Below are 23,110 nucleotides of genomic sequence, written 5' to 3' on the forward strand. Positions count from 1 at the left end.
TCTAACCGGGGCCTCAGATCCCCGCGCGCGTTCGCCGCAGGACACGGAGCGAACCGGTGACGGAGATCTCCTCGAACGCCCCGGACGCGAGAGCCCGCAGGTACACGCGGTACGGCGCCTGCCCGGTGAACTCGTCCTCGGGCTCCGGGAAGACGTCGTGGATGACGAGGAGGCCCCCCTCGGCGACGTGCGGCGCCCAGCCCTCGTAGTCGGCGCTCGCGTGTTCGTCCGTATGGCCCCCGTCGATGAAGACGAGGCCGAGCGGGGAGTTCCAGACCGCCGCGATCTGCGGGGAACGGCCGACCAGGGCGACCACGTGCTCCTCCAGCCCGGCCCGGAACAGCGTGCGGCGGAAGGCGGGCAGCGTGTCCATCAGCCCGATCTCGGGGTCGACGGTCTCCGGGTCGTGGTAGTCCCAGCCCGGCTGCTGCTCCTCGCTGCCCCGGTGATGGTCGACGGTCAGCGCACTGACCCCGGCCGCGCGGGCCGCGTCGGCGAGCAGCACGGTGGACCGCCCGCAGTACGTCCCGACCTCCAGCAACGGCAACCCCGCCCGCCCGGCCGCCACGGCCGCGGCATACAGCGCCAGCCCCTCGTCCACGGGCATGAACCCCTTGGCCGCCTCGAACGCGGCGAGGATCTCGGGTGCGGGGGCGGACACAGGGGCGGAGGCGGGGGACATGGGGGGCCTTCCGGTTCGTACGGCGTTTCCGACCGCCCATGCTGCCGCACCCCCGGTCACTGCGTGACAGGGGGTGCGGCAGCATGGGCGCGGGGAACTGCGCGACCAACCACGATGATGCCGCAGCCGCGAACCGGCAGCCCCCCCGAGCTCCTAGGCGTTCACAACCTCCCCCGGCAACGAGAGATCCAGATCGACAGCCAACTCCTCACCGGAGTGCGTGGCCGAAGAAGCCCGCGGCCCATGGCCGGAGGCCTTCGCCGCCAGCACATACGCCCCCCGCTCCGGCACGGCCAGTGCATACGTGCCGTCGGAGCCGGACACCGTCGTCCCCGCCTGCCGCCCGCGCCGGTCGATCAGCGTGACCTTGGCCCGGGCGACCGGAACACCGGTGGCGTCGAGAACGCGCCCGCGGAAGCCGCGCAGCACCTCCTCGGCCCGCTCCAGCACCTCGTCCTCCTCACTGCTGGCCCGCAGCTGCGTGTGCTGCTGCGGGGCCGGCCGGTTGGCCTTCGGCAGGAACAGGGCGAGCAGCAGGCCCACGGCGACGGCGGCCGTGGCGATGAGGAAGGAGACCCGGAAGCCGTGCATGGTGGGGATCGCGAGTCCGCCGACGTTCTTCGCCGTGTTGGCCAGCACCATGCCGACGACGGCGCTCGACACCGACGTGCCGATGGAACGCATCAGCGTGTTCAGGCCGTTGGCCGCGCCGGTCTCCGAGGCGGGCACGGCGCCCACGATCAGTGCCGGCAGGGACGAGTACGCGAGACCGATGCCCGCGCCGAGGACGACGGACGTGACGATCGTCTGCCAGGCCGCGTCCATCAGGCCGAGGCCGCCGCCGTAGCCGATCGCGATGATCAGCAGGCCGAGGATGAGGGTGGTCTTCGGGCCGTAGCGCGCGGACAGGCGGGCGTACACCGGCGCGGTGAACATCATCGTCAGGCCCAGCGGGGCCACGCACAGGCCCGCGACGACCATGGACTGGCCGAGGCCGTAGCCGGTGGCCTTCGGCAGCTGGAGCAGCTGGGGCAGGACGAGCGAGACGACGTAGAACGCGACGCCGACCATGATCGACGCGAGGTTCGTGAAGAGCACGGCGGGGCGTGCGGTGGTGCGCAGGTCGACCAGCGGCGCCGTGCTGCGCAGTTCGAACAGGCCCCACAGGACGAGGACGACGACGGATGCGCCGAACAGGCCGAGCGTGGTGCCGGAGGACCAGCCCCAGTCGCTGCCCTTGGTGATGGGCAGCAGGAGCAGCACCAGACCGGCGGACAGGCCGAGCGCGCCGACCAGGTCGAAGGAGCCCTCGGCGCGCATCGGGGACTCGGGCACGGTGAGGAGGGTGAGGAGGATGGCGAGCACGCCGAGGCCGGCGGCGCCGTAGAAGAGGGCGTGCCAGTTCGTGTGCTGCGCGACCAGGGCGGCGGCGGGCAGTGCGAGGCCGCCGCCCACGCCTATGGAGGAGCTCATCAGGGCCATGGCCGAGCCGAGCTTCTCGCGCGGCAGCATGTCGCGCATCAGGCCGATGCCGAGGGGGATCGCGCCCATCGCGAAGCCCTGGAGCGTACGGCCGACGATCATGAGGAGCAGCTGGCTGGTGAACGCGCTGATCAGCGCACCGACCACCATGATGGCGAGACTGAGGACCAGCATCCGCCGCTTGCCGTACAGGTCGCCGAGGCGGCCCATGATCGGGGTGGCGACGGCACCGGAGAGCAGGGTCGAGGTCAGGACCCAGGTGGCGTTGCTGGGCGCGGTGCTCAGCAGCTGCGGCAGGTCCTTGATGACCGGCACGAGCAGCGTCTGCATCACCGCGACGACGATGCCCGCGAAGGCGAGCACCGGGACCACGGCCCCGCTCGCCTGCTTCGGCGGCGGCTGGTCGGTCGTCGTGTGGGTCATTGGGTGAGGCCTCCCGTGAACATAAGTACCGGGTAAACCTCGTATGCACAGGCAACTATTCCGTTGCTTCGAGTCCCTAACGAATCCTTGACCCGTCCATGGGTTTCTGACGTTGCGTCAGGTCTGGTGGGTTGATGGAACGCGTTCTAGTCTTGCGTGCCATGAAGGCCTATGTCGCCGGGGTCGGGATGACCAGGTTCGAGAAGCCCGAGACTCGTTCATGGCAGTACTGGGACATGGTGCGGGAGGCGGGCGAGGCGGCTCTCGCCGACGCCGGGATCGCCTATGCGGATGTGGAACAGGTTCCCGTCGGCTACTGCTTCCAGCCCTCCACCGCCGGCCAGCGCGCCGTGTACGAGCTGGGTCTCACCGGCGTCCCCGTCTACAACGTCAACAACAACTGCGCCACCGGCGCGACCGCCCTGATGCTCGCCCGGCAGCTCGTCGAGGGCGGTGCCTGCGACTGCGTCCTGGCCCTGGGCTTCGAGAAGATGAAGAAGGGCGCGCTGGGCGGCGGGGCGGACGGCGGCGACTTCGAGACGTCTCCGGTCGCCCGGCACTACGGCGTCATGGCCGCCCGGCACGGCTTCGAACCGGCCCCGCCGACCGCGCAGATCTTCGGCGACGCGGCCCGCGAGCACATGGAGCGGTACGGCACGACGCAGGCGCAGCTCGCCGCCGTCGCCGCCAAGAACCACCGGCACTCCGCGCACAACCCGTACGCGCAGTTCCGGGACGTGTACGAGGTGGCCGACATCCTGTCCGCCCGGACGGTGCACCGGCCGCTGACCAAGCTCCAGTGCTCGCCGACCTCGGACGGCGCGGCGGCCGCGGTGGTGGTGTCGCGGCGGTTCGCCGGCGCGCGCGGGCTCACCGGGCTCGTGGAGATCGCCGGACAGGCCATGGCCACGGACACCGAGGAGTCCTTCGCCTCCGGTTCCTGCATCGACGTCGTCGGACAGCCGATGTCGCGCGAGGCGGCGCGGCGGGCGTACGCGTTGTCCGGGCTCGGCATCGAGGACGTCGACGTGATCGAGCTGCACGACTGCTTCTCCGTCAACGAGCTGCTGACGTACGAGGCGCTCGGCATGTGCGAGGCGGGGGAGTCCGGGAAGCTGGTCGAGTCGGGCGCGACGACGTACGGCGGCCGCTGGGTGGTGAACCCCTCCGGCGGGCTGATCTCCAAGGGCCACCCGCTGGGCGCGACCGGCCTCGCCCAAACCGCCGAACTGGTCTGGCAGTTGCGCGGCCGGGCGGAGGAGCGGCAGGTGCCCGGTGCGCGGGTCGGACTCGCGCACAACATCGGCCTGGGCGGCGCCGCGGTGGTGACGCTGCTGCGGGGGGTGTGAGGGACACACCGAAGAAACGGTCCGGCGGGGGCGCCCTGGCGGGGCCGCCCGACGGGGCCGCTCGGCGGAGGCCGTCGTGGAGGCAGTCCGATGGGGCTGTCCGGTGGAGGCCGCCTGGTGGGGGCCGTCCGCTGAGGGGCGCCCGGTGGGGGCCGCCCGGTGGGGCAGTCTGGCGGAGGCCGTTCGGTGGGGCTGTCCGGGGGCTGACCATGGGGGCTGTCCGGTGGGGCCGTCCAGTGGAGGCCGTCGTGGAGGCAGTCCGATGGGGCTGTCCGGCGGAGGCCGCCTGGTGGGGGCCGTCCGCTGAGGGGCGCCCGGTGGGGGGCGCCCGGTGGGGCAGTCTGGCGGAGGCCGTTCGGTGGGGGCAGTCTGGTGGAGGCCGTTCAGTGGGGCCGTTCGGTGGGGCTGTCCGGGGGCTGACCATGGGGGCTGTCCGGTGGAGGCCGTCCGGCGGAGGCTGTCCGGTGTAGGGCGTCCGCTGGAGGCAGTCCGATGGGGCTGTCCGGCGGAGGCCGCCTGGTGGGGGCCGTCCGCTGGGGGCCGTCCGGTGGAGGCCGTCCGGTGGGGTCGCCCCCGGAGGCCGTCCGGTGGGCCGCGCGGCTCAGAGCCACCCCTGTTGTCGGGCCTCCCGTACCGCCTCCGCTCGGTTCCGGGTGGAGGTCTTGCCGATCGCCGAGGACAGGTAGTTGCGGACGGTGGACTCGGACAGATGCAGCCGGCCGGCGATGTCGGCGACCGTCGCCCCGTCCACCGATGCCCTCAGCACGTCGCGCTCCCGGGCCGTCAGCGGGCTCGGCCCGGCGCTGAGCGCGGCGGCGGCCAGCGCGGGATCGACCACGGTCTCGCCGGTGAGCACCCGCCGGATCGCCGCGGCCAGGTCCTCCACGGGCCCGTCCTTGACGAGGAACCCGGCCGCCCCGGCCTCCATGGCCCGGCGCAGATAGCCGGGCCGGCCGAAGGTGGTGAGGATCAGCACCCGGCAGTCGGGCGCCTGCTCGCGCAGCTCCGCCGCCGCGTCCAGCCCGCTCGCGCCCGGGAGTTCGATGTCCAGCAGGGCCACGTCCGGCCGGTGCAGCAGCGCCTCCTCGACGATCGCGTCACCCCGGGCGACCTGGGCGACGACCTCGATGTCGTCCTCCATGCCGAGTAGCAGCGCGAGGGCCCCGCGCATCATCCCCTGGTCCTCGGCCAGCAGAACCCGGATGCACGTGGCGGGTCTGCCGTCCCGGGGCATCTCGTTCATGGGCTCAGCCTACGGCCACGGGGCGCACGGGCCGTCGGCAAAGAATCCGGTTGATTCGATGCGGCGGGGGTTGACGGCCACCAGTGGTGTGAAAACAATCGCCTCTGCATTTCTGAAATCGCCCCCGAAATTCGGCAGTTGAATAGGTTCGGTATTTCGGTCGAACGTTGTCCGATATTCCGAACGAGTCGCTGCCCCACACGAACTGAGGTGCACCTTGCTCCCCGGAACCCCCCGCCCAGGGCGCCTGAGAAGCGCCGTCCTCTCCCTGCTCGCCGTCTGCGCCACCGTCGCCGCGCTGCTCCTCGGCACCGGCGCGCCCCAGGCGGCCGCCGCGAGTTCGCTGCCCTGTGACGTCTACGCCGCCGCGGGCACCCCCTGTGTCGCCGCGCACAGCATGGTCCGGGCGCTGTACTCCTCGTACAACGGCCCGCTGTACCAGGTGCAGCGGGCCTCGGACGGCGCCACGGAGAACATCGGGCCGCTCTCCGCGGGCGGCTACGCCGACGCCGCCGCCCAGGACTCCTTCTGCTCCGGCACGACCTGCATCGTCACCCGGATCTACGACCAGTCCGCCCGCCACAACGACCTCACGGTCGAGGGCGCGGGCGGGGCCGGCAGGGCCGACGTCGGGGCGCCCGCGGACGCGCTCCCGGTGACCGTCGGCGGCCACCAGGTCTACGGCCTGGAGATCTCCGCCGGCATGGGCTACCGCAACGACGCCACCTCGGGCGTCGCCACCAACGGCGCCGCCGAGGGGATGTACATGGTGACCTCCGGCACCCACGTCAACGGCTCCTGCTGCTTCGACTACGGCAACGCCGAGACGAACAACAAGGACACCGGCAACGGGCACATGGACGCCATCAACTTCGGCACCGAGTGCTGGTTCTCGCCGTGCCACGGCTCCGGCCCCTGGGTGCAGGCCGACCTGGAGAACGGGCTGTTCCAGTCCGACGCCGGATACAGCAAGAACTCCTCCGACACCGGCACGGGCGCGCTGCCGTTCGTGACCGCGCTGCTCAAGAACAACGGGCAGAACCATTTCGCGCTTAAATGGGGGAATGCGCAATCAGGTGGACTCACGACCACCTATTCCGGCGGTGAGCCGACCACGAGCGGATACGCGCCGATGCACCAGGAGGGCGCGATCGTCCTCGGCACCGGCGGCGACAACAGCAACGGCTCCATCGGGTCCTTCTTCGAGGGCGTGATGACCTCCGGCATCCCGACCGACGCCGCCGACGACTCCGTGCAGTCGAACATCGTCTCCGTCGGCTACGGCGCCGCGACCGGCAGCGCCGGCACGCTGAACGCCGGCTCGGAGATCTCCCTGCGCGCGACCACGTCCTGCTGCACCAGCGACTACGTCCGCCACCAGAACGACGCGGGCGTGCTGTCGTCCATCACCTCGTCCAGCTCCGCCCTCGACAAGAACGACGCCACCTGGATCGTCCGCAAGGGCCTCGCCGACAGTTCCTGCGTGTCCTTCGAGTCGCGCAACTACCCCGGCGACTTCCTGCGCCACTTCGACTTCAGGCTCTACCGGCAACCGATGGACGGCACCGCCCAGTTCCGGCAGGACGCCACCTTCTGCCCGCAGGCCGGCAAGAGCGGCACCGGCACCTCGTTCGCCTCGTACGACTACCCCACGAGATACCTGCGCCACTACGACTACAGCCTCTACATAGCGAGTGACGGCGGGTCCAACGCCTTCGACAGCAGCACCTCCTGGACCGACGACGTGAGCTGGGCCGTCAGTACGCCCTGGGCGCCGTAACCACGAAGTCCGACGACTCGGCCGACTCCGCTGATTCTACCGGGAGTTCGGCGGTGACCGTGAAGCCGCCGCGCGGCGACGGGCCGGCCGTGAGGGAGCCGCCCGCCGCCGCGAGGCGCTCGGTCAGTCCCTTCAGGCCGGTGCCGTCGATGCCCTGCTGGGGCCTGCTGACCGGCTTGCCGGTGCCGTTGTCGGTGACGGCGAGCCGGGCCTGTTCGGCGCCGCTCTCCACGGTGATCTCGCAGCGGCTCGCGTCGCTGTGCCGGACCACGTTGGTCACCGCCTCGCGCACCACCCAGCCGAGCAGCGCCTCGGTCTGCGGGGCGAGCGGCACCCCGGACTGGCGGACCTGCGGCTCGATGCTCGCCGCCGAGAGCGCCGAGCGGGCCCGGGTCAGCTCGGTGGCGAGGCTTCCCTCCCGGTAGCCGGTCACCGCCTCGCGGATCTCGGTGAGCGCCTGCCGGCCCACCGACTCGATGTCCGCGATCTGGCCCAGCGCCGCGTCCATGTCGCGCGGGGCCAGCCGCCGGGCCGCCTCCGACTTCACCACGATCACCGACAGCGTGTGCCCGAGCAGATCGTGCAGATCCCGCGAGAACCGCATCCGCTCCTTCTCCACCGCCCGCCGCGCCAGCTCCTCGCGCGCGGCCCGCAGTTCCCGCACCGCCTCGGACAGGCCGAGGATCGCGGCGGTCACCATGCTGGAGAGGAACGTGCCGTAGGCGATGTCCGCCGCGTTGGAGCCGTCCCGGACGCCGGCGATCGCGCCCGCGTACGAGGCCAGCAGGATGCCTGTGCGGCCCAGCCACGGGCCGCGCATCGCCGCGCCCGTCGCGAGGCCCAACAGGGGGAAGAACAGCAGCCAGTTGCCGCCGTAGCCGAGGGCCAGTCCCGTGGTGACCAGGCCCATGATGACCAGCGCCACCCGGGTGGAGACCGCCTCGCGCTTCTTGCGGTCGAAGGAGCGGAAGGTGACGTAGACGTACAGCGAGTTGAAGAGGGCCAGGCCCAGACCACCGATCAGCGGGTTCGGGGTCTTGCCCTGGAGGAGGTTGGAGAAGGACCCCATCCCCATCAGCAGCCAGGGCAGCAGCGCGAAGCCGGTGGGCGGCGGGCCCGGGTGGTCGACGGCCGGGGCCCTGCCCGCCTTCTTGGCGGCTCGCGCCGCGGCGACGAAGCGCTCGTGCTCGGCCTTCCAGCTGTCGTGCTCCGCCTTCCACTCGCGCCGCGCCGCCTGCCAGGACCGTGCCCGGCACTGGATTCCCCGCATCCATGATATTTGCGACATCTCCGACATATTGCCCCCCGTCAGACCGTGCCCGCCCCGCGGCGGTACGACAGCACAGCGTACGAACCGAAAAGTCCCAGCCATGCCGTCAGCACGATGATGGCACCGGTTCCCGGGGTGCGCCCCTCCGCGACGGCGGTGCCCAGCTGGGCGAACCGGTGGGTGGGGGTGTACGCCGACACGGCGCGCAGCCAGCTGGGGAAGAGGCTGACCGGGAACCACAGCCCGCCGAGCACCGAGAGCCCCAGACCGCACAGCATGTTCGTCACACCCGTGGCGGGCCCGGTCAGCCGGTAGCCGTTGCCGAGGCCGAGCAGGGTGAACGGCAGCGAGCCGAACCACAGCAGCAGCACGATCGCCGCCCACTGCCACACGGCCAGCCGCACCCCGTTGACCAGCCCGCCCGCCGCCAGCACGGCGACGATCGCGGGCAGCACGGTCACCGCGCCGGTCAGGGTCCGCCCGGTCACCACCTCGCGCGGGGTCATCGGGGTCACGCGCAGCTGCCGCAGCCAGCCGACGGCGCGGTCCTCGGCCACCGCGCTTCCGGTGTTGAGGGCCGAGCCGACGGCGCCGTAGGCGGCCATGCCGACCATCGACGCCGCCTTCCAACTCCCGTCGTTCTGACCGATGTTCGTGAACAGCAGGTACATCAGCACGGGCATGGCGATGCCGCCGATGACGAAGCCGGGGTCGCGGAGGGTGCGGCGGGTTTCCAGACGTACGTAGGCGAGCATCAGCGGGGCTCCAGGTCGTGGGAGTCGGGTACCGTCCGGGGGCCGGTCAGCGTCAGGAACGCGTCGTCCAGGGACGCCGGCGCCACCTCCAGCCCCCGTATCGCCCCCAGTTCCGCCAGCGCGATCACCGTGGCGTCCGAGTCGTCCGTGCGCAGCCGCGCCCGCTCGCCCCGCACCTCCACCGAGCGGACCCCGGGCAGCAGGGCCAGTCCCTCCGGGTCGCGGCCCGCCAGGTCGAGCGAGACCAGGTTGCCGCCCGCCGCGCGGCGCAGTTCCTCGCCGGTGCCGTCGGCGACGATCCGGCCCCGGTCGATGATCAGGATCCGGTCGGCGTGGGCGTCGGCCTCCTCCAGGTAGTGCGTGGAGAACAGCACGGTGTGGCCGTGCCGGGCGTAGTCGCGCATGGAGTCCCAGAAGGCGTGCCGGGCCTCCACGTCGAGCGCCGCCGTCGGCTCGTCCAGCACCAGCAGCGCCGGGTCCCCGGCCAGCGCGACCGCGAACCGCACCCGCTGCACCTGCCCGCCGGACAGCCGGTCCACGCGCCGCCCGGCCAGGTCGGCGATGCCGGCCAGCTCCAGCGCCCGGGCCGCCGGCATCGGCGCCGGATAGCGGGAGGCGACGAACGCGACCAGCTCGCCGACCGTGACCCGGGGTACCGGGCGCGCCTCCTGGAGCATCGCGCCCACCCGTCCCGCGCGCACCGACCGCTCGGGCGGCGCGCCGAACAGCTCCACGGCGCCCGCGTCGGGCTCGTACAGCCCGAGCAGCAGCCCGATCGTGGTCGATTTGCCGGCGCCGTTGCGGCCCAGCAGGGCCACGGTCTCGCCGGGCGCGATGTCCAGGTCGACGCCGTCCACGGCGCGGACCTCGCCGTACGCCTTGACCGCCCCCGTGAAGGAGACGGCCCCTCCTCGTTGCCCCCGTGGTGTCATGGGTACGACGGTACGAGGCCGGACCCGGCCTCCGGCAGATGCGCATGTACGGACTCGGGCAGTACAAATGTCACTGCCGACGAGACCTGACACGGCGTCAGGAGCCTTCACAAGTGCGGAGTGCTCGGCTATACAAGGGGCGCCGGACTGGAACGCGTTCTAGATCGGCCCGTAGCGACCTCGGTGCGGCCGACGGTGCGGACGGCCGTGCCGGGGTCTTTCACCGCGCAGCCCATGTCAGGAGCCGTATGCCCATCGACGCAGCGTTGGCCCTCACCGCCGAACCCCGGACCGGCGAGATCGCCTGGGACCACAAGGACGTCCAGCTCTACCACCTCGGCATCGGCGCCGGCGTCCCCGCCACCGATCCCGACGAGCTGCGCTACACCCTGGAGTCCCGGCTGCACGTCCTGCCCAGCTTCGCCACCGTCGCGGGCGCCGGCTCGCCCGGCGTGATCGGCGGTCTGTCCATGCCGGGCGTGGAGGTCGATCTCGCCAAGGTGCTGCACGGCGGGCAGCACCTGGAGATCCACCGCCCGATCCCCGCCCGGGGCGCCGCCACCGCCACCTCCCGCATCGCCGCCGTGTACGACAAGGGCAAGGCGGCCGTCCTCGTCATGCGCACCGAGGTCGCCGACGCCGACGGCCCGCTGTGGACCAACGACGCCCAGATCTTCGTACGGGGAGAAGGCGGGTGGGGCGGCGACCGCGGCCCGAGCACACGCCTCGACCCACCCGCCAAAGAGCCCGACCGGACCGTCGAACGGGCCGTCCGCGAGGACCAGGCGCTGCTCTACCGCCTGAGCGGCGACCGGAACCCGCTGCACGCCGACCCCGACTTCGCCAAGCGCGCCGGATTCGACCGGCCCATCCTGCACGGGCTGTGCACCTACGGCATCACGCTCAAGGCGGTCGTCGACACGCTGCTCGGCGGGGACGTGAGCCGGGTGCGGTCCTACACCACCCGGTTCGCCGGAGTCGTCTTCCCGGGCGAGACCCTGCGCATCCGCATGTGGCAGGAGGGGGGGAACGCCGTCCGGGTGGCCGTGAGCGCGATCGAGCGCGACGACGCGCCCGTCCTCGCCGACACCATCGTCCAACACTCCTGATCCAGGCTGTAGTCGAGGGGAGAGCCGCACCATGCGCGCAGCCGTACTGCACGAGATCGGCCAGGAAAAGCTCGACGTCGTCGATGACGTCGAGGCCGTGGGCTTCGGGCCCGGCAAGGTCAGGGTCCGGGTGCGCGCCACCGGACTGTGCCACTCGGACCTGTCCGCGATGAGCGGGGTGCTGCCGCAGCCCGCGCCGTTCGTACCCGGCCACGAGGGCGCGGGCGAGATCCTCGAAGTCGGCGAGAACGTAAGGAACATGAAACCCGGTGACCGGGTCGTGCTCTGCTGGCTGCCCGCCTGCGGCGCCTGCGCCGCCTGCAAGCGCGGCCAGACCCAGCTGTGCCTGGCCGGGTTCATGAACGCCGGCACCCCCAACTTCAGGCGCATCAGCGGCAGTTCCTCCGACGTATTCGGCTTCGCGGGCACCGGCACCTTCGCCGAGGAGGTCGTTGTCGACGCGGGCTGCGCCGTGCCCATCCCCGAGGACGTGCCCTTCGACATCGCCGCCCTGATCGGTTGCGGGGTCACCACCGGACTCGGCGCCGCCCTCAACACCGCCGACGTGCAGGCCGGTTCGTCGGTCGCCGTGATCGGCTGCGGAGGCGTCGGCATCTCGGCGGTGCAGGGCGCGCGGCTGAAGGGCGCGGCGGAGATCGTCGCCGTGGACCCGGTCGCCTCCCGCCGCGAGGCCGCCCTCCGGTTCGGCGCCACGAAGGCCGTCCCGCCCGACGGACTGGCCGACGCCAAGCAGCAGATCACCGGCGGCGAGGGCTTCGACTACGTCTTCGAGGTCGTCGGCCGCTCCGCCACCGCCCGCACCGCCTACGAGAACACCCGGCGCGGCGGCACCCTCGTCGTGGTCGGGGCGGGCGCCATGGACGACTTCCTCCAGCTCAACATGTTCGAGCTGTTCTTCGACGAGAAGCGCATCCTGCCGTCCATGTACGGCGGCGGGGACGTGCTGCGCTCCTACGAGCGCGCGATCGCCCTGTGGCGGGCCGGCCGGATCGACCTGGCGGGCCTGATCACCCACCGGGTGCCGCTGGCCGAGATCAACGAGGCCCTGGACCAGATGCGTACCGGGACCGCCCTGCGTACGTGCATCGAGATCTGAGGGCGCCGACCATGACACTGCCACTGGAGGGGATGTCCGCGATCGTCACCGGCGCCGGGCGCGGCCTCGGCCGGGCCGAGGCCCTCGAACTCGCCCGGCTCGGCGCGGCCGTCGTGGTCAACGACTACGGGCAGCCCGGCCGGGACGGCTCGGGGCAGGCATCGGCAGGGCCCGCCGAGGAGGTGGCGCGGGAGATCCGCGCGGCCGGCGGCACGGCGCTCGCCCACACCGGGGACGTCGCCGACTTCCGGCAGGCCGCGGAACTGGTCGAGTCGGCGATCGGCGCGTACGGCAAGCTCGACATCCTCGTCAACAACGCGGGCATCCTGCGCGACCGCATGGTCTTCTCCATGACCGAGGACGAGTGGGACCCGGTGATCCGGGTCCACCTCAAGGGCCACTTCAACACGACGCACTTCGCCGCCGCGCACTGGCGGGAGCGGTCCAAGGCGGCCGGCGGCGGGAAGGTCTACGGCCGGATCGTGAACACCTCCTCGGAGGCGTTCCTCGCCGGCTCCGCGGGCCAGCCCAACTACGCGGCCGCGAAGGGCGGAATCGTCGGCCTGACCACCTCGACCGCCCTGGCCCTCGCCAAGTACGGCGTCACGGCCAACGCGATCTGCCCGCGCGCCCGGACCCGGATGACCGAGGACGTCTTCGCGGGCTTCCAGCAGCCGGAGGAGGGCCTGGACCCGCTGGCTCCCGAGCACGTCGCCCCGCTCGTCGGCTATCTGGCGGCACCGGCCGCCGCCAGGATCAACGGCCAGTTGCTCGTCGTCCACGGCGGCATGGTCGCGATCGTCGAACGGCCGCGGGTGCAGGCCAAGTTCGACAGCAAGCAGGAGACGTTCACGTACGACGAACTCGACGCGCTGCTCACCCCGCACTACGCGCAGCGGCCGCCGGGGGAGACGTTCGCGGCGGCGGAGGTGCTGGGGCTGAAACGGGGGTAGGGACGGCGGAAATGGAAAGGGGCGCCCGCCGGGCGGGCGCCCCTTGTGCCACGTACCGTCAGGCAGCTGCCTCGGCGGTCTCCACGGTCGGCTTGCGGTGCTTGCCGTGCGGAGCCGCCTCATTGTCCTGGGCCGCTACCGGGCCCCGGTGCCGACCATGACCGTCTGTTTCCAGAGAGTCGGCAGACAGCTGCTCGGTGGTGCTGGTGTCGCTCATCGGAAGAATTCACCCCGTCAACATGATCTTTCGTACAGCCCGGCGAGTGTAACCGGCACACCACAGGCCGAATCCAGGCGCACACGCCAACCGGCACTAGTTCGTTACAAGACGTCCGAGCGGCGCCTGCTGCAACGGCACCGGACGCGCCACCACCGGCTGCGGAACCACCGGGGCCGCAGGCTCCACGGGATCCGGAGGATCCGGTTCCGCCGGCCGCCGTGGCGCCTCGGGCGCCCCGTCGGCCGTGCCGTCCCGGCCCGGACCCTCCGGACCCGCCTCCCCCGAGCCCCCCGTCTCCCCCGCGGCCACGGTGGTACCGCCGCCCGCGGCCGCCTCCCCCCAGGGCACCGTCGGCTCCGCCACGCCGCAGGGAGTCTCCCGCGTGGCGTACGGCAGCCGCAGCACCCCGTCCGGCGTCCACAGCCCGGTGCCGGTCAGCCACCCCTCGGGCGCCGGGAGGTGGTTCACCCGCCGCCCGGCCGGCCGCCAGGCGCCCACCCAGCTGCCGAGCGGGCCGTCGATCCGCAGCGCCACCGCGCAGTTCTCCGGTGTCAGCACCTGCCCCGGCTGGATCGCGAACGGCGTCACCACGCAGTCGGGCATCCGCAAGGACTCCGGGAAGCGCACCGGCAGCGTGCTGCCGAGCACGCCCCAGCCCAGCCGTTCCCGCCCGGGCGAGGGCGCGTCGGAGGAGAGGAGCAGCAGTCCGCTGTCGGGGTCGGCGAGCAGCAGCCGGTCGTCGCTGTCGGCCGCGATCTGGAGCAGGGGCGAGACCTCGGCGCGCGCCAGGTCCACCACGACCGTCTTCACCGGGCCGCCGGCCGGCCGCCGGTCGAGGGCCAGCATCCGCCCGGCACGGTCCAGCCACACCCCGCCCGAACAACGCCCCGGCACCTCGGCCAGCCGCTCCGGACCGAAGGCCCCGCCCGCCACCAGCCAGACCGTGCTGGAGTGCGGACCGGCGGCGAGGGCGTACGCCCGCGTGCCCCCCGGTGCGGGCGGCAGCAGCGTGAGCCGGGTGCCGGGCTCGGCACACTCCACCGCGCCCAGCGGCAGCTCACCGGTGCCGGGGCCGGTCGGATAGAGCAGCGAGAAGGCGTGCCGCCGCTCGATCAGCCGGTGGATCAGCACCCGGCCGTCGGCGAGCGGCTGCACCTCGGTGCCGGGCTCCTCCGGCTGGTCGCCGGGCAGCGGCACCGCGTACGGCTCCGGGCCGTCCAGCGTCCAGCGCTCCGGGAACCAGCAGTCCCCGGCCGACGCGAGCCGGGCGGCGTACGTCCCGTCCGCCGTGAGAACGCAGCCGCTCCTCCCGGCGTCCGCGCCGGGACCGCCGGTATGGGGTGGTTCGATCGCACAGGCCGTCATCGTTCGGTCACCTCCGGCGACGAAGCTAGTTTTGTGCGCACACGCGGGGGACGGGCCGCTGGCCACTTCACACATACGGGTGGCGCAGAAGCGATTCAGCTGAGGAAGCCGGGGCGTTTGTGCTGACCGGGACAAGACCGTGCGCATGCGGTACGGCCGGGCCGAACGGCCAGGTAGCCTTTTCCCGTGCCCCGTCTGTCTGAAGTCATCGCCGCGCTGGACGACCTGTGGCCCGCCGAGCGGGCCGAGTCCTGGGACGCGGTCGGCACGGTCGTGGGCGACCCCGGCCAGGAGGTCACCCGCGTCCTGTTCGCCGTCGACCCCGTGCAGGACATCGTCGACGAGGCGGTGAAACTCGGCGCCGACCTGCTGGTCACCCACCACCCGCTCTACCTGCGCGGTACGACGACGGTGGCGGCGACCCACTTCAAGGGCCGCGTCGTGCACACGCTGATCAAGAACGACATCGCCCTGCACGTCGCCCACACCAACGCCGACACGGCGGACCCGGGCGTCTCCGACGCCCTCGCAGGCGCGCTGGACCTGCGGGTCGTACGCCCCCTCGTCCCGGACCCGGCCGACCCGGCGGGCCGCCGGGGCCTCGGCCGGATCTGCGAACTCGACCACCCCCTCACGGTCCGCGAGCTGGCCGCCCGCGCCGCCGAGCGGCTGCCCGCCACCGCGCAGGGCATCCGGGTGGCCGGCGACCCCGAGGCCGTCGTCCGCACGGTCGCCGTCAGCGGCGGCTCCGGCGACAGCCTCTTCGACCAGGTCCGCGCGGCCAGCGTCGACGCCTTCCTCACCGCCGACCTGCGCCACCACCCCGCCTCGGAGGCGGTGGCCACGAGCCCTGTCGCGCTGCTCGACGCGGCGCACTGGGCCACCGAGTGGCCCTGGTGCGAGCTGGCCGCGAGCCAGCTCGACGAGATCTCCGACCGCCACGGCTGGGACCTGCGCGTCCACGTCTCCACGACGGTCACCGACCCCTGGACCGCCCACGCGGCGTCCACCACCCCGAACAGCTAACAGGAGCCCCCAACTGAACGCCGCGCCCGCCGACCAGATCCGTCTCCTCGACGTCCAGGCCCTCGACGTCCGCCTCCAGCAGCTCGCGCACAAGCGGAAGTCGCTGCCCGAGCACGCCGAGATCGACTCGCTGAACAAGGACCTCACGCAGCTGCGCGACCTGCTGGTCGCCGCGCAGACCGAGGAGAGCGACACCGCCCGCGAGCAGATCAAGGCCGAGCAGGACGTGGACCAGGTGCGCCAGCGCGCCACCCGCGACCAGCAGCGCCTGGACTCCGGCGCGGTCACCTCGCCGAAGGACCTGGAGAACCTGCAGAAGGAGATCGTCTCCCTCGCCAAGCGCCAGGGCGACCTGGAGGACGTGGTCCTGGAGGTCATGGAGCGCCGCGAGTCCGCGCAGGAGCGGGTGGCCGAACTGACCGAGCGGGTCGGGTCGGTCCAGTCGAAGATCGACGACGCGACCGGGCGCCGGGGCGCGGCCTTCGAGGAGATCGACGGCGAGGTCGCGACGGTGACGAAGGAGCGCGAGGTCGTGGCCGCGTCCGTCCCGGCGGACCTCCTCAAGCTCTACGACAAGCTGCGCGAGCAGCAGGGCGGCATCGGCGCGGCCAAGCTGTACGCGCGCACCTGCCAGGGCTGCCGCCAGGAGCTGGCGATCACCGAACTGAACGAGGTCCGCGCGGCCGCGCCGGACACCGTGGTGCGCTGCGAGAACTGCCGCCGCATCCTGGTGCGCACGGCCGAGTCGGGTCTGTAGACCTCTGTAGACCTTCGCGGACAAGGGGCTTGTCGGGTGCGGAAGTTCATCGTCGAGGCCGACGGCGGGTCACGGGGCAACCCGGGGCCGGCCGGCTACGGCGCCGTGGTCAGTGACGCGGCGACGGGGGAGACGCTGGCGGAGGAGGCCGAGTTCCTCGGCGTCGTCACCAACAACGTGGCCGAGTACCGGGGTCTGCTGGCCGGCCTGCGCGCCGCCCACGCCCTCGACCCGACGGCCACGGTCCACGTCCGCATGGACTCCAAGCTCGTCGTCGAGCAGATGTCGGGCCGCTGGAAGATCAAGCACCCCGACATGAAGCCCCTGGCGACCCAGGCCCGCTCCGTCTTCCCACCCGACCAGGTCACCTACGAGTGGATCCCCCGGGAGCGGAACAAACACGCGGACCGACTGGCGAACGAGGCGATGGACGCGGGGACGAAGGGAGAAACCTGGTCACCGGCCTCGTCCCGGGCGGCGCTGGACACCCCGTCGGCCGTCCCGGAGCCGTCGGGTCCGCCCGGGGACGCGACCGCGGGCGCGGCGAAGGCACGGGCGGCCCTGGCGGAGGTCCGCGCGGTGGGCGGCGGCGAGTCCGCCGCAGCTGCGGGCAGCCGTGCCGCCGGGGCGGCTCCCGTCCCGAAGAAAGGCGCACCTCCGAGCGAGCGGCGCCCCCAAGCTCCCGACGAGCAGCGCCTGTCCGGAGCCGGCGGGGTGAGTACCCCCGACCGGCAGCGCACCTCCGCCCCCGGCTGGAGCTCCGCCCCCGACCTCGGCGCCCCCGCCACCTTCGTGCTGCTCCGGCACGGTGAAACCCCGCTGACCCCCCAGAAGCGCTTCTCGGGCAGCGGCGGCACCGACCCCTCGCTCTCCGAGGCCGGCCGCGAACAGGCCCGCCGCGCCGCCGAGGCCCTCGCCCGGCGCGGCACCATCCAGGCCGTCGTCGCCTCCCCCCTCGCCCGCACCCGCGAGACCGCCGGCATCGTCGCCGAGCGCCTCGGCCTGGACGTGACGATCGAGGACGGCCTGCGCGAGACGGACTTCGGCGCCTGGGAGGGCCTCACCTTCGGCGAGGTCCGCGAGCGTCACCCGGACGACCTGACCGCCTGGCTCGCCGACCCCGAGGCCCACCCCACCGGCGGCGGCGAGAGCTTCGCCGAGACGGCCACCCGGATCGCCGCCGCCCAGGAGAAGCTGGTCGCGGCCTACGCGGGCCGCACGGTCCTGCTGGTCAGCCATGTGACCCCGATCAAGACGCTCATCCGGCTCGCCCTCGGCGCCCCGCCCGAGTCCCTGTTCCGCATGGAGCTGTCGGCGGCCGCCCTGTCGGCGGTGGCGTACTACGCCGACGGCAACGCCAGCGTCCGGCTCTTCAACGACACGTCCCACCTGCGTCCCTGAGCCCGCCGAGCCCGGCCGCCGCCCGCGCCAGCCGCTCGATCCGCGCCCAGTCCCCGGCGGCCACCGCGTCCGCCGGGACCATCCAACTCCCGCCCACACAGCCGACGTTGGGCAGAGCGAGGTACTCCGGCGCGTTCGCCGGACCGATCCCGCCGGTCGGGCAGAACCGGGCCTGCGGCAACGGCCCGGCCAGCGACCGCAGATACGCCGTGCCGCCCGCCGCCTGTGCCGGGAAGAACTTCATGTCCCGCACCCCGCGCTCCAGCAGCGCGACGACCTCCGAGGTGGTCGAGACCCCGGGCAGGAACGGCAGCCCCGATCCGCGCATCGCCGCCAGCAGTACGTCCGTCCACCCGGGGCTGACCAGGAACCGCGCCCCCGCCGCCGTACTCGCGCTCACCTGCTCCGGCGTGATCACCGTGCCCGCGCCGACCACCGCCGCGGGCACCTCGGCGGCGATCGCGCGGATCGCGGCCCGCGCCGCCGGCGTCCGCAGGGTCACCTCGATCGCGGGCAGCCCGCCCGCCACCAGCGCCCGCGCCAGCGGCACGGCGTCGGTGACATCGGAGACGACCACCACGGGTACCACGGGCGCCGGTGCGACGAGGTCGTGTACGGAGGCAGGCGAGGGCGAGGGCAGCGGTGAGGTCATGCCCTCATCGTGCCCAGCCGCTGCATTGCGCGCAATGAGCGTTGCGCATGCTGCAATATGAAGCCCAGTGGACGGTGAACCCAGTGAACCCAGGGGATCAGTGGATCTCCTCCACCAGCACATCCAGCGCCCACGCCCGGCCCGCCTTCTCCGGCGCCTGCGCCTCCACCTCGTACCCGAGGTCCCGCAACGCCTCCACCAGCTCGGCCGGGTTCTTCGGCGTGGCGCCCTCCGACAGCAGGCTGCGCACGATCCGGCCCTTGGTCGCCTTGTTGAAGTGGCTGACCACCTTCCGGGTCGGCGCGTGCAGCACCCGTACCGTCGCCGTCCGCCCGGCGACCTCGCCCTTCGGCTTCCAGGCCGCCGCGTACGCCGCCGAGCGCAGGTCCAGCACCAGGCCGCTCCCGGCCGCCTCCGGCAGCACGTCCGCCATCGGCGCCCGCCAGTGCGCGCCCAGCGCGCCGAGCCCGGGCAGCTTCACGCCCATCGAGCAGCGGTAGGAGGGGATCCGGTCGGTCACGCGCACGGCGCCCCACAGCCCGGAGAACACCAGCAGCGAGCGCGCCGCGCGCTGCTTCGCCGCCGTGTCCAGCGTGGCCAGGCCGAGGGCGTCGTAGAGGACACCGGTGTAGATCTCCCCGGCCGGGCGGGCGCCCGCCGTCGGCAGGCCGGCGTTCTTCGCGACCTCGCCGCGCAGCCCCTCGCTCAGGCCCAGCACCTCGCGCGCCTTCTCGTTCTGATCGGGGTCCCCGGCGCACAGCTCGACCAGTTCGCCGAGCACCGCCTCCCGCGCGGCGGTCAGCCCAGGCAGGGACAGCGACTCAAGCTTCAGCGGGGCACCCGCGCCCGAGTTCGCCTTGCCCTCGGACGGCGGCAGCAGGACCAGCACCACGTACTCCTCACCTAGACCTCCGCGACAGCGTACGGCGTGCCCCCGGTGCGCCCGCGACCTACGCTCGCTGTATGCCCCGCCGCAAGATCCGCGTGACCGGTGCCCCCGAGGCCCCGCTCCGGGCCGCGCTCGCCGTGCTGCGCACCGAACTCGGCATCCCGCAGGACTTCCCGCCCCCGGTCCGGGAGGAGGCCGAGCGCGCGGCGAAGGCGCCCGCCGTACCGTCGTACGACGCCACCGACATCCCCTTCTTCACCCTCGACCCGCCCGCCTCCCTGGACCTCGACCAGGCCACCCACCTGTCCCGGCGGGCCGCCGGCTACCGGGTCCGCTACGCCATCGCCGACGTCCCCGCCTTCGTCGCACCCGGCGGCGCTCTGGACGCGGAGGCGCACCGGCGCGTCAACACCCTGTACTTCCCCGACGAGAAGGTGCCGCTGCACCCCGTCGTGCTGAGCGAGGGCGCCGCCAGCCTGCTGCCGGACCGGGTCCGCCCGGCCGTGCTGTGGACGATCGACCTGGACGCGGACGGGCGGACCACCGCCGTCGACGTGCGCCGCGCCCTGGTCCGCAGCCGCGCCAAGCTCGACTACGCGGGTGTGCAGCGGCAGATCGACGCCGGGACCGCCGAGGAACCCGTCGCACTGCTCAGGGAGATCGGCGAGGCGCGGGAACGGCTGGAGGTGGAGCGCGGCGGCATCTCCCTCAACGTGCCCGAGCAGGAGATCACCGCGCAGGACCACACCTACGTCCTCGGCTACCGCGCCCCGCTGCCCGCCGACGGCTGGAACGCCCAGCTCTCCCTGCTCACCGGCATGGCCGCCGCCGAGCTGATGCTCGCCCACGGCACCGGCGTACTGCGCACCCTCCCGGCCGCGCCGGACGGTGCCGTCGCCCGGCTGCGCCGTACCGCGACCGCGCTGCACATCGACTGGCCGCACCATGTGTCGTACGCGGCCCTGATCCGCTCCCTCGACCCGAGCGACCCGCGTGACGCTGCCTTCCTCCAGGAGTGCACGACCCTGCTGCGCGGCGCCGGGTACACCGTCTTCACCGGCGGCGACCTGCCCGCGATCACCACACACGCCGCCGTCGCCGCCCCGTACACCCACTGCACGGCCCCGCTGCGCCGCCTCGCCGACCGGTACGCCGCCGAGATCTGCCTCGCCGCCGTCGCGGACCAGGCCCCGCCCGACTGGGTGCTCGCCGCGCTCGACACGCTGCCCCGGCGGATGGCCGACGGCGCCCGGATCGCCGGGACGGTCGAGCGGGAGTGCATCGACCTGGTGGAGGCGGCCCTGCTCAAGGACCGGATCGGGGACGTCTTCGAGGCCTGTGTGGTGGACGTCGAGGAGCGCCGACCGACCGCCGGCACCGTGCAGTTGATCTCCCCGGCCGTCATCGGCCGCATCGAGGGCGACCACCTCCCGCTCGGCGAACGCCTGCGGGTACGCCTCGCTCAGGCCGGACCGGGCACCTCGAAGATCCTCTTCACGGCCGTGTGAGCGCCCGGACCGATCCCGCCGGGATCGTCCGCGCGCAGCCGTACGACGGTGACGTCCCTGCGCCGGCCGAGCAGCGTCGTGTGGGGCACGGGCTCGGTGAGTTCGAGCGTGACGGAGGTCTGGGAGCCGGCGGCGAGGTCGGGCGCGCCCTCGGCCGGGGTGTGCGTCAACCGTGTCTCCCGGCGTACGGCGCCGATCGCGGGCAGCGGGATCCGCAGGTCCACGTGCGCCCCGTACCGCACCCGGACCGCGTCCGGCGTCAGCACGTGCGGGCGGACCACGCAGGCCGCGTACATGCCGACGAAGAACAGCACGGTGTAGACGTCCACCGCACACACGAAGGCCGGCCCCGGCATCGTCGCGCCCCGGCCGCGCGCATACCCGAAGCCGCACCTCGTACCGGACCAGTCGTCCCACCGCCCCCACCATCCGCTCCCGCTCCTCGGGCACCGCCCCGGTGTCGAGGAGCATCCGCTGCCGTCGCTGCCGCCTGTGCTTCGTCGCGGACCGAGGCCGGTGGCGGGTGGGAGACGGCGGTCCGGGGGCGGAGCCCCCCAGTGGCTCGGCCCTGCTGCGCAGCGCACGTGCGGGGTCGATACGACAAGGTCAAGCGGCGTCGGTCCGGGGGCCCAGCCAGTGCTCCAGGGCCTTCGGCAGGTCCTTCGTCTCCACGTCCTGCAGTTCCGTGTCGGCGGCCCAGGCCACGAACCCGTCCGGCCGGACGAACAGCGCCCGGAGGTCGGGCCGGGCCGGGCAGGCCAGCGTGCGGACCTCAAGCCGGTCGCCGTAGCCCTCGGCGTGTGCGCGCACCCCGGGGTCGTCGGCGAGGTCGAGCAGCAGGGCGCGGCCGGTGTGCAGATGGTCGCCGAGCCGGCTGCCGTCGGACAGCTCCAGGTCGGGCGCGCTCGCGCCGGTCAGCGGGTGGTCGCCGGGCAGGTCGTAGCGCTGCCAGACGCCGGAGATCTTCGTGACGAGGTACGTCGTGCCCGTCGTGGTCAGCGCCAGGTCGCTCACCACCCGCCGCAGCGCGCGGGCGTGCCGGTCGGGGCGCATCACCGCGATCTGGGCCCGGGTCCAGTCGAGCACCCAGGCGCCGAGCGGATGCCGTTCGGCGGTGTAGGTGTCCAGCAGGGACTCGGGCGCCTGCCCGCGTACGACGGCGGCCAGCTTCCAGCCCAGGTTCATCGCGTCCCCGAGGCCGAGGTTCAGGCCCTGTCCGCCGAACGGCGAGTGCACGTGCGCCGCGTCCCCCGCGAGCAGCACCCGGCCCTTGCGGTAGTCGGCGGCCTGGCGGGCGTTGTCCGTGAACCGGGTGGCGCTGAGCACCTTGGTGACGGTCACCTCCGGCACCTCTGCCACCCGGCGCAGACTGGCCTGGAGTTCCCCGGCGGTGACGGGGGCCGTGCGGTCGGCCGGGGGGCCGTCGAACTCCACGGTGAGGATCCGCCCGGGGAACGGCCCGTGGACGTACGTCCCGGTGTCGGTCGTGTTCCAGCCCTCGCGCAGCCGCTCGCCGCCGGTCAGCTCCACGATCGCCTGATAGCCGGTGATCTCCGGGTCCGTGCCCGGGAAGTCGAAGCCGGCGGTCTTGCGGACCGTGCTGCGCCCGCCGTCACAGCCGACCAGCCAGCCCGCGCGGATCGTCCCCCGATCGGTGTGTACGACGACCCCGTCCGCGCCCGCGTCGAAGCCGGTCAGCTCCGCGCCCCGGCGCACCTCGACCCCGAGCCGCTCGGCCCGCCGGGCCAGGATCCGCTCCAGCTCGGCCTGCGGCACGCCGAGCCCGGAGTCGCCGGCCGGGCCGACCTCGGCCCAGGCGGGGTCGGAGCCGTCGAACAGGGCCTGGTCCATCGGGATCCCGGCGAAGTGCCCGGCGAACTTGGGCGGCATCCTCGACTCGGCGTCCTCGCCCCTGAAGGCGCGTATCCGCCGGAGCGCCGCCTCCCACACCGCCGCCAGCTCGGGCAGCAGCCCGCGCCGGTAGAGGGCGACCGCGCTCGGGATGTTGATCGCGCCCGCCTTGATCGTCTCGTCCACCTCGGTCAGCCGCTCCAGGACCAGCACCCGCGCCCCGCCGAGGCGCAACTCGCACGCGAGGAAGAGCCCCACGGGCCCGGCGCCCGCCACCACCACGTCGTACATGCCGTACACGTCGTCGTCCGTCGTCGTCATCGTCATGGCTTTCACTGTAGTCACT

Annotated in this window: 21 protein-coding genes; 9 read left to right on the top strand and 12 right to left on the bottom strand. The window is 73.1% G+C overall.

All coding sequences use genetic code 11. The features are described from left to right. Window positions 1–13 precede the first annotated feature (13 nt). Entirely contained in the window at window positions 14–682 is a 669-nt protein-coding gene (locus ACZ4MF_RS00925; protein ID WP_356030593.1) for a class I SAM-dependent methyltransferase, read from the bottom strand. 153 nt (window positions 683–835) lie between these two features. Continuing rightward, window positions 836–2,587: an MFS transporter gene (locus ACZ4MF_RS00930; RefSeq protein ID WP_467488557.1), complete on the bottom strand. Its 1,752-nt coding sequence runs from the start codon at window positions 2,585–2,587 to the stop codon at window positions 836–838. 161 nt (window positions 2,588–2,748) lie between these two features. On the opposite strand from ACZ4MF_RS00930, the gene ACZ4MF_RS00935 reads away from it, so the two are divergent. Further along, the gene (locus ACZ4MF_RS00935) at window positions 2,749–3,936 is read left to right on the top strand and encodes a lipid-transfer protein (RefSeq protein ID WP_467488559.1); all 1,188 of its coding nucleotides are present in this window, start codon (window positions 2,749–2,751) and stop codon (window positions 3,934–3,936) included. A 601-nt stretch (window positions 3,937–4,537) separates the two neighbouring features. Here the strand turns inward: ACZ4MF_RS00935 and ACZ4MF_RS00940 are convergent. Further along, window positions 4,538–5,179, bottom strand: coding sequence for a response regulator (locus ACZ4MF_RS00940; RefSeq protein WP_467488561.1), 642 nt, complete (start codon window positions 5,177–5,179; stop codon window positions 4,538–4,540). 217 nt (window positions 5,180–5,396) lie between these two features. On the opposite strand from ACZ4MF_RS00940, the gene ACZ4MF_RS00945 reads away from it, so the two are divergent. Further along, window positions 5,397–6,959, top strand: a complete 1,563-nt coding sequence (locus tag ACZ4MF_RS00945; protein ID WP_467488563.1) for an alpha-L-arabinofuranosidase B — start codon at window positions 5,397–5,399, stop codon at window positions 6,957–6,959. Here the strand turns inward: ACZ4MF_RS00945 and ACZ4MF_RS00950 are convergent. From ACZ4MF_RS00950 to ACZ4MF_RS00960, 3 genes are read right to left on the bottom strand one after another with little or no spacing between them, the layout of a single operon-like run. Further along, window positions 6,937–8,247 carry a sensor histidine kinase gene (locus ACZ4MF_RS00950; protein ID WP_467488565.1) on the bottom strand — a complete coding sequence of 437 codons (1,311 nt, stop codon included), beginning with the start codon at window positions 8,245–8,247 and terminating at the stop codon, window positions 6,937–6,939. The two genes, ACZ4MF_RS00945 and ACZ4MF_RS00950, sit on opposite strands and share 23 nt — an antisense overlap. A 20-nt stretch (window positions 8,248–8,267) precedes the next feature. Continuing rightward, on the bottom strand, window positions 8,268–8,984 hold the full coding sequence (locus ACZ4MF_RS00955) for an ABC transporter permease (protein ID WP_467488567.1): 717 nt from the start codon (window positions 8,982–8,984) through the stop codon (window positions 8,268–8,270). Continuing rightward, window positions 8,984–9,916 carry an ABC transporter ATP-binding protein gene (locus ACZ4MF_RS00960; protein ID WP_467488569.1) on the bottom strand — a complete coding sequence of 311 codons (933 nt, stop codon included), beginning with the start codon at window positions 9,914–9,916 and terminating at the stop codon, window positions 8,984–8,986. The genes ACZ4MF_RS00955 and ACZ4MF_RS00960 overlap by 1 nt, the downstream gene beginning before the upstream one ends. Before the next feature lie 248 nt (window positions 9,917–10,164). On the opposite strand from ACZ4MF_RS00960, the gene ACZ4MF_RS00965 reads away from it, so the two are divergent. From ACZ4MF_RS00965 to ACZ4MF_RS00975, 3 genes are read left to right on the top strand one after another with little or no spacing between them, the layout of a single operon-like run. Beyond that, the gene (locus tag ACZ4MF_RS00965) at window positions 10,165–11,025 is read left to right on the top strand and encodes a MaoC/PaaZ C-terminal domain-containing protein (protein ID WP_467488571.1); all 861 of its coding nucleotides are present in this window, start codon (window positions 10,165–10,167) and stop codon (window positions 11,023–11,025) included. A gap of 31 nt (window positions 11,026–11,056) precedes the next feature. Then, window positions 11,057–12,142: a Zn-dependent alcohol dehydrogenase gene (locus tag ACZ4MF_RS00970; protein WP_467488573.1), complete on the top strand. Its 1,086-nt coding sequence runs from the start codon at window positions 11,057–11,059 to the stop codon at window positions 12,140–12,142. Between the two features lie 11 nt (window positions 12,143–12,153). Continuing rightward, the gene (locus ACZ4MF_RS00975; RefSeq protein ID WP_467488575.1) at window positions 12,154–13,095 is read left to right on the top strand and encodes a 3-oxoacyl-ACP reductase; all 942 of its coding nucleotides are present in this window, start codon (window positions 12,154–12,156) and stop codon (window positions 13,093–13,095) included. Window positions 13,096–13,153: 58 nt separating this feature from the next. On the opposite strand, the gene ACZ4MF_RS00980 is transcribed toward ACZ4MF_RS00975, so the two are convergent. Both ACZ4MF_RS00980 and ACZ4MF_RS00985 read right to left on the bottom strand, forming a co-directional pair. Next, a complete protein-coding gene (locus ACZ4MF_RS00980) occupies window positions 13,154–13,312 on the bottom strand; it encodes a hypothetical protein (protein ID WP_467488577.1) in 159 nt (52 codons plus the stop codon). Window positions 13,313–13,408: 96 nt separating this feature from the next. Continuing rightward, a complete protein-coding gene (locus tag ACZ4MF_RS00985) occupies window positions 13,409–14,680 on the bottom strand; it encodes a hypothetical protein (RefSeq protein ID WP_467488579.1) in 1,272 nt (423 codons plus the stop codon). 186 nt (window positions 14,681–14,866) lie between these two features. Between ACZ4MF_RS00985 and ACZ4MF_RS00990 the strand changes: the two genes are divergently transcribed. Genes ACZ4MF_RS00990 through ACZ4MF_RS01000 form a run of 3 tightly spaced genes read left to right on the top strand, consistent with a single transcriptional unit; the run spans window position 14,867 to window position 17,864 of the window. Continuing rightward, complete coding sequence (locus ACZ4MF_RS00990) at window positions 14,867–15,706, top strand: Nif3-like dinuclear metal center hexameric protein (RefSeq protein WP_467488581.1); 840 nt, start codon at window positions 14,867–14,869, stop codon at window positions 15,704–15,706. A 13-nt stretch (window positions 15,707–15,719) separates the two neighbouring features. Continuing rightward, on the top strand, window positions 15,720–16,463 hold the full coding sequence (locus ACZ4MF_RS00995) for a zinc ribbon domain-containing protein (protein ID WP_467489456.1): 744 nt from the start codon (window positions 15,720–15,722) through the stop codon (window positions 16,461–16,463). A gap of 36 nt (window positions 16,464–16,499) precedes the next feature. Continuing rightward, complete coding sequence (locus ACZ4MF_RS01000; RefSeq protein WP_467488583.1) at window positions 16,500–17,864, top strand: bifunctional RNase H/acid phosphatase; 1,365 nt, start codon at window positions 16,500–16,502, stop codon at window positions 17,862–17,864. On the opposite strand, the gene eda is transcribed toward ACZ4MF_RS01000, so the two are convergent. Next, entirely contained in the window at window positions 17,836–18,516 is a 681-nt protein-coding gene (gene eda / locus ACZ4MF_RS01005; RefSeq protein WP_467488585.1) for a bifunctional 4-hydroxy-2-oxoglutarate aldolase/2-dehydro-3-deoxy-phosphogluconate aldolase, read from the bottom strand. The two genes, ACZ4MF_RS01000 and eda, sit on opposite strands and share 29 nt — an antisense overlap. Before the next feature lie 97 nt (window positions 18,517–18,613). Beyond that, on the bottom strand, window positions 18,614–19,405 hold the full coding sequence (gene yaaA / locus ACZ4MF_RS01010) for a peroxide stress protein YaaA (RefSeq protein ID WP_467489458.1): 792 nt from the start codon (window positions 19,403–19,405) through the stop codon (window positions 18,614–18,616). A gap of 74 nt (window positions 19,406–19,479) precedes the next feature. Here yaaA and ACZ4MF_RS01015 point away from each other — a divergent pair, with 74 nt between their 5' ends. Next, window positions 19,480–20,913, top strand: coding sequence for an RNB domain-containing ribonuclease (locus ACZ4MF_RS01015; RefSeq protein WP_467488587.1), 1,434 nt, complete (start codon window positions 19,480–19,482; stop codon window positions 20,911–20,913). Here the strand turns inward: ACZ4MF_RS01015 and ACZ4MF_RS01020 are convergent. Together ACZ4MF_RS01020 and ACZ4MF_RS01025 are read right to left on the bottom strand one after the other, a co-directional pair. Further along, window positions 20,868–21,242, bottom strand: coding sequence for a hypothetical protein (locus ACZ4MF_RS01020; protein WP_467488589.1), 375 nt, complete (start codon window positions 21,240–21,242; stop codon window positions 20,868–20,870). The genes ACZ4MF_RS01015 and ACZ4MF_RS01020 overlap by 46 nt on opposite strands. Window positions 21,243–21,519: 277 nt before the next feature. Then, complete coding sequence (locus tag ACZ4MF_RS01025; RefSeq protein ID WP_467488591.1) at window positions 21,520–23,091, bottom strand: FAD-dependent monooxygenase; 1,572 nt, start codon at window positions 23,089–23,091, stop codon at window positions 21,520–21,522. Window positions 23,092–23,110 lie beyond the last annotated feature (19 nt).

This window comes from Streptomyces sp. NPDC025793 (assembly GCF_055558375.1).

Excerpts from the sequence above, each read along its gene's own strand:
- ACZ4MF_RS00925 (WP_356030593.1), bottom strand. The coding sequence starts at position 682 with ATGTCCCCCGCCTCCGCCCCTGTGTCCGCCCCCGCACCCGAGATCCTC.
- ACZ4MF_RS00970 (WP_467488573.1), top strand. The coding sequence starts at position 11,057 with ATGCGCGCAGCCGTACTGCACGAGATCGGCCAGGAAAAGCTCGACGTC.
- ACZ4MF_RS00940 (WP_467488561.1), bottom strand. The coding sequence starts at position 5,179 with ATGAACGAGATGCCCCGGGACGGCAGACCCGCCACGTGCATCCGGGTT.
- ACZ4MF_RS01015 (WP_467488587.1), top strand. The coding sequence starts at position 19,480 with ATGCCCCGCCGCAAGATCCGCGTGACCGGTGCCCCCGAGGCCCCGCTC.
- ACZ4MF_RS00950 (WP_467488565.1), bottom strand. The coding sequence starts at position 8,247 with ATGTCGCAAATATCATGGATGCGGGGAATCCAGTGCCGGGCACGGTCC.
- ACZ4MF_RS00980 (WP_467488577.1), bottom strand. The coding sequence starts at position 13,312 with ATGAGCGACACCAGCACCACCGAGCAGCTGTCTGCCGACTCTCTGGAA.
- ACZ4MF_RS01025 (WP_467488591.1), bottom strand. The coding sequence starts at position 23,091 with ATGACGATGACGACGACGGACGACGACGTGTACGGCATGTACGACGTG.
- ACZ4MF_RS00985 (WP_467488579.1), bottom strand. The coding sequence starts at position 14,680 with ATGACGGCCTGTGCGATCGAACCACCCCATACCGGCGGTCCCGGCGCG.
- ACZ4MF_RS00960 (WP_467488569.1), bottom strand. The coding sequence starts at position 9,916 with ATGACACCACGGGGGCAACGAGGAGGGGCCGTCTCCTTCACGGGGGCG.
- ACZ4MF_RS00930 (WP_467488557.1), bottom strand. The coding sequence starts at position 2,587 with ATGACCCACACGACGACCGACCAGCCGCCGCCGAAGCAGGCGAGCGGG.
- ACZ4MF_RS00965 (WP_467488571.1), top strand. The coding sequence starts at position 10,165 with ATGCCCATCGACGCAGCGTTGGCCCTCACCGCCGAACCCCGGACCGGC.
- ACZ4MF_RS00935 (WP_467488559.1), top strand. The coding sequence starts at position 2,749 with ATGAAGGCCTATGTCGCCGGGGTCGGGATGACCAGGTTCGAGAAGCCC.
- ACZ4MF_RS00955 (WP_467488567.1), bottom strand. The coding sequence starts at position 8,984 with ATGCTCGCCTACGTACGTCTGGAAACCCGCCGCACCCTCCGCGACCCC.
- ACZ4MF_RS00975 (WP_467488575.1), top strand. The coding sequence starts at position 12,154 with ATGACACTGCCACTGGAGGGGATGTCCGCGATCGTCACCGGCGCCGGG.
- eda (WP_467488585.1), bottom strand. The coding sequence starts at position 18,516 with ATGACCTCACCGCTGCCCTCGCCCTCGCCTGCCTCCGTACACGACCTC.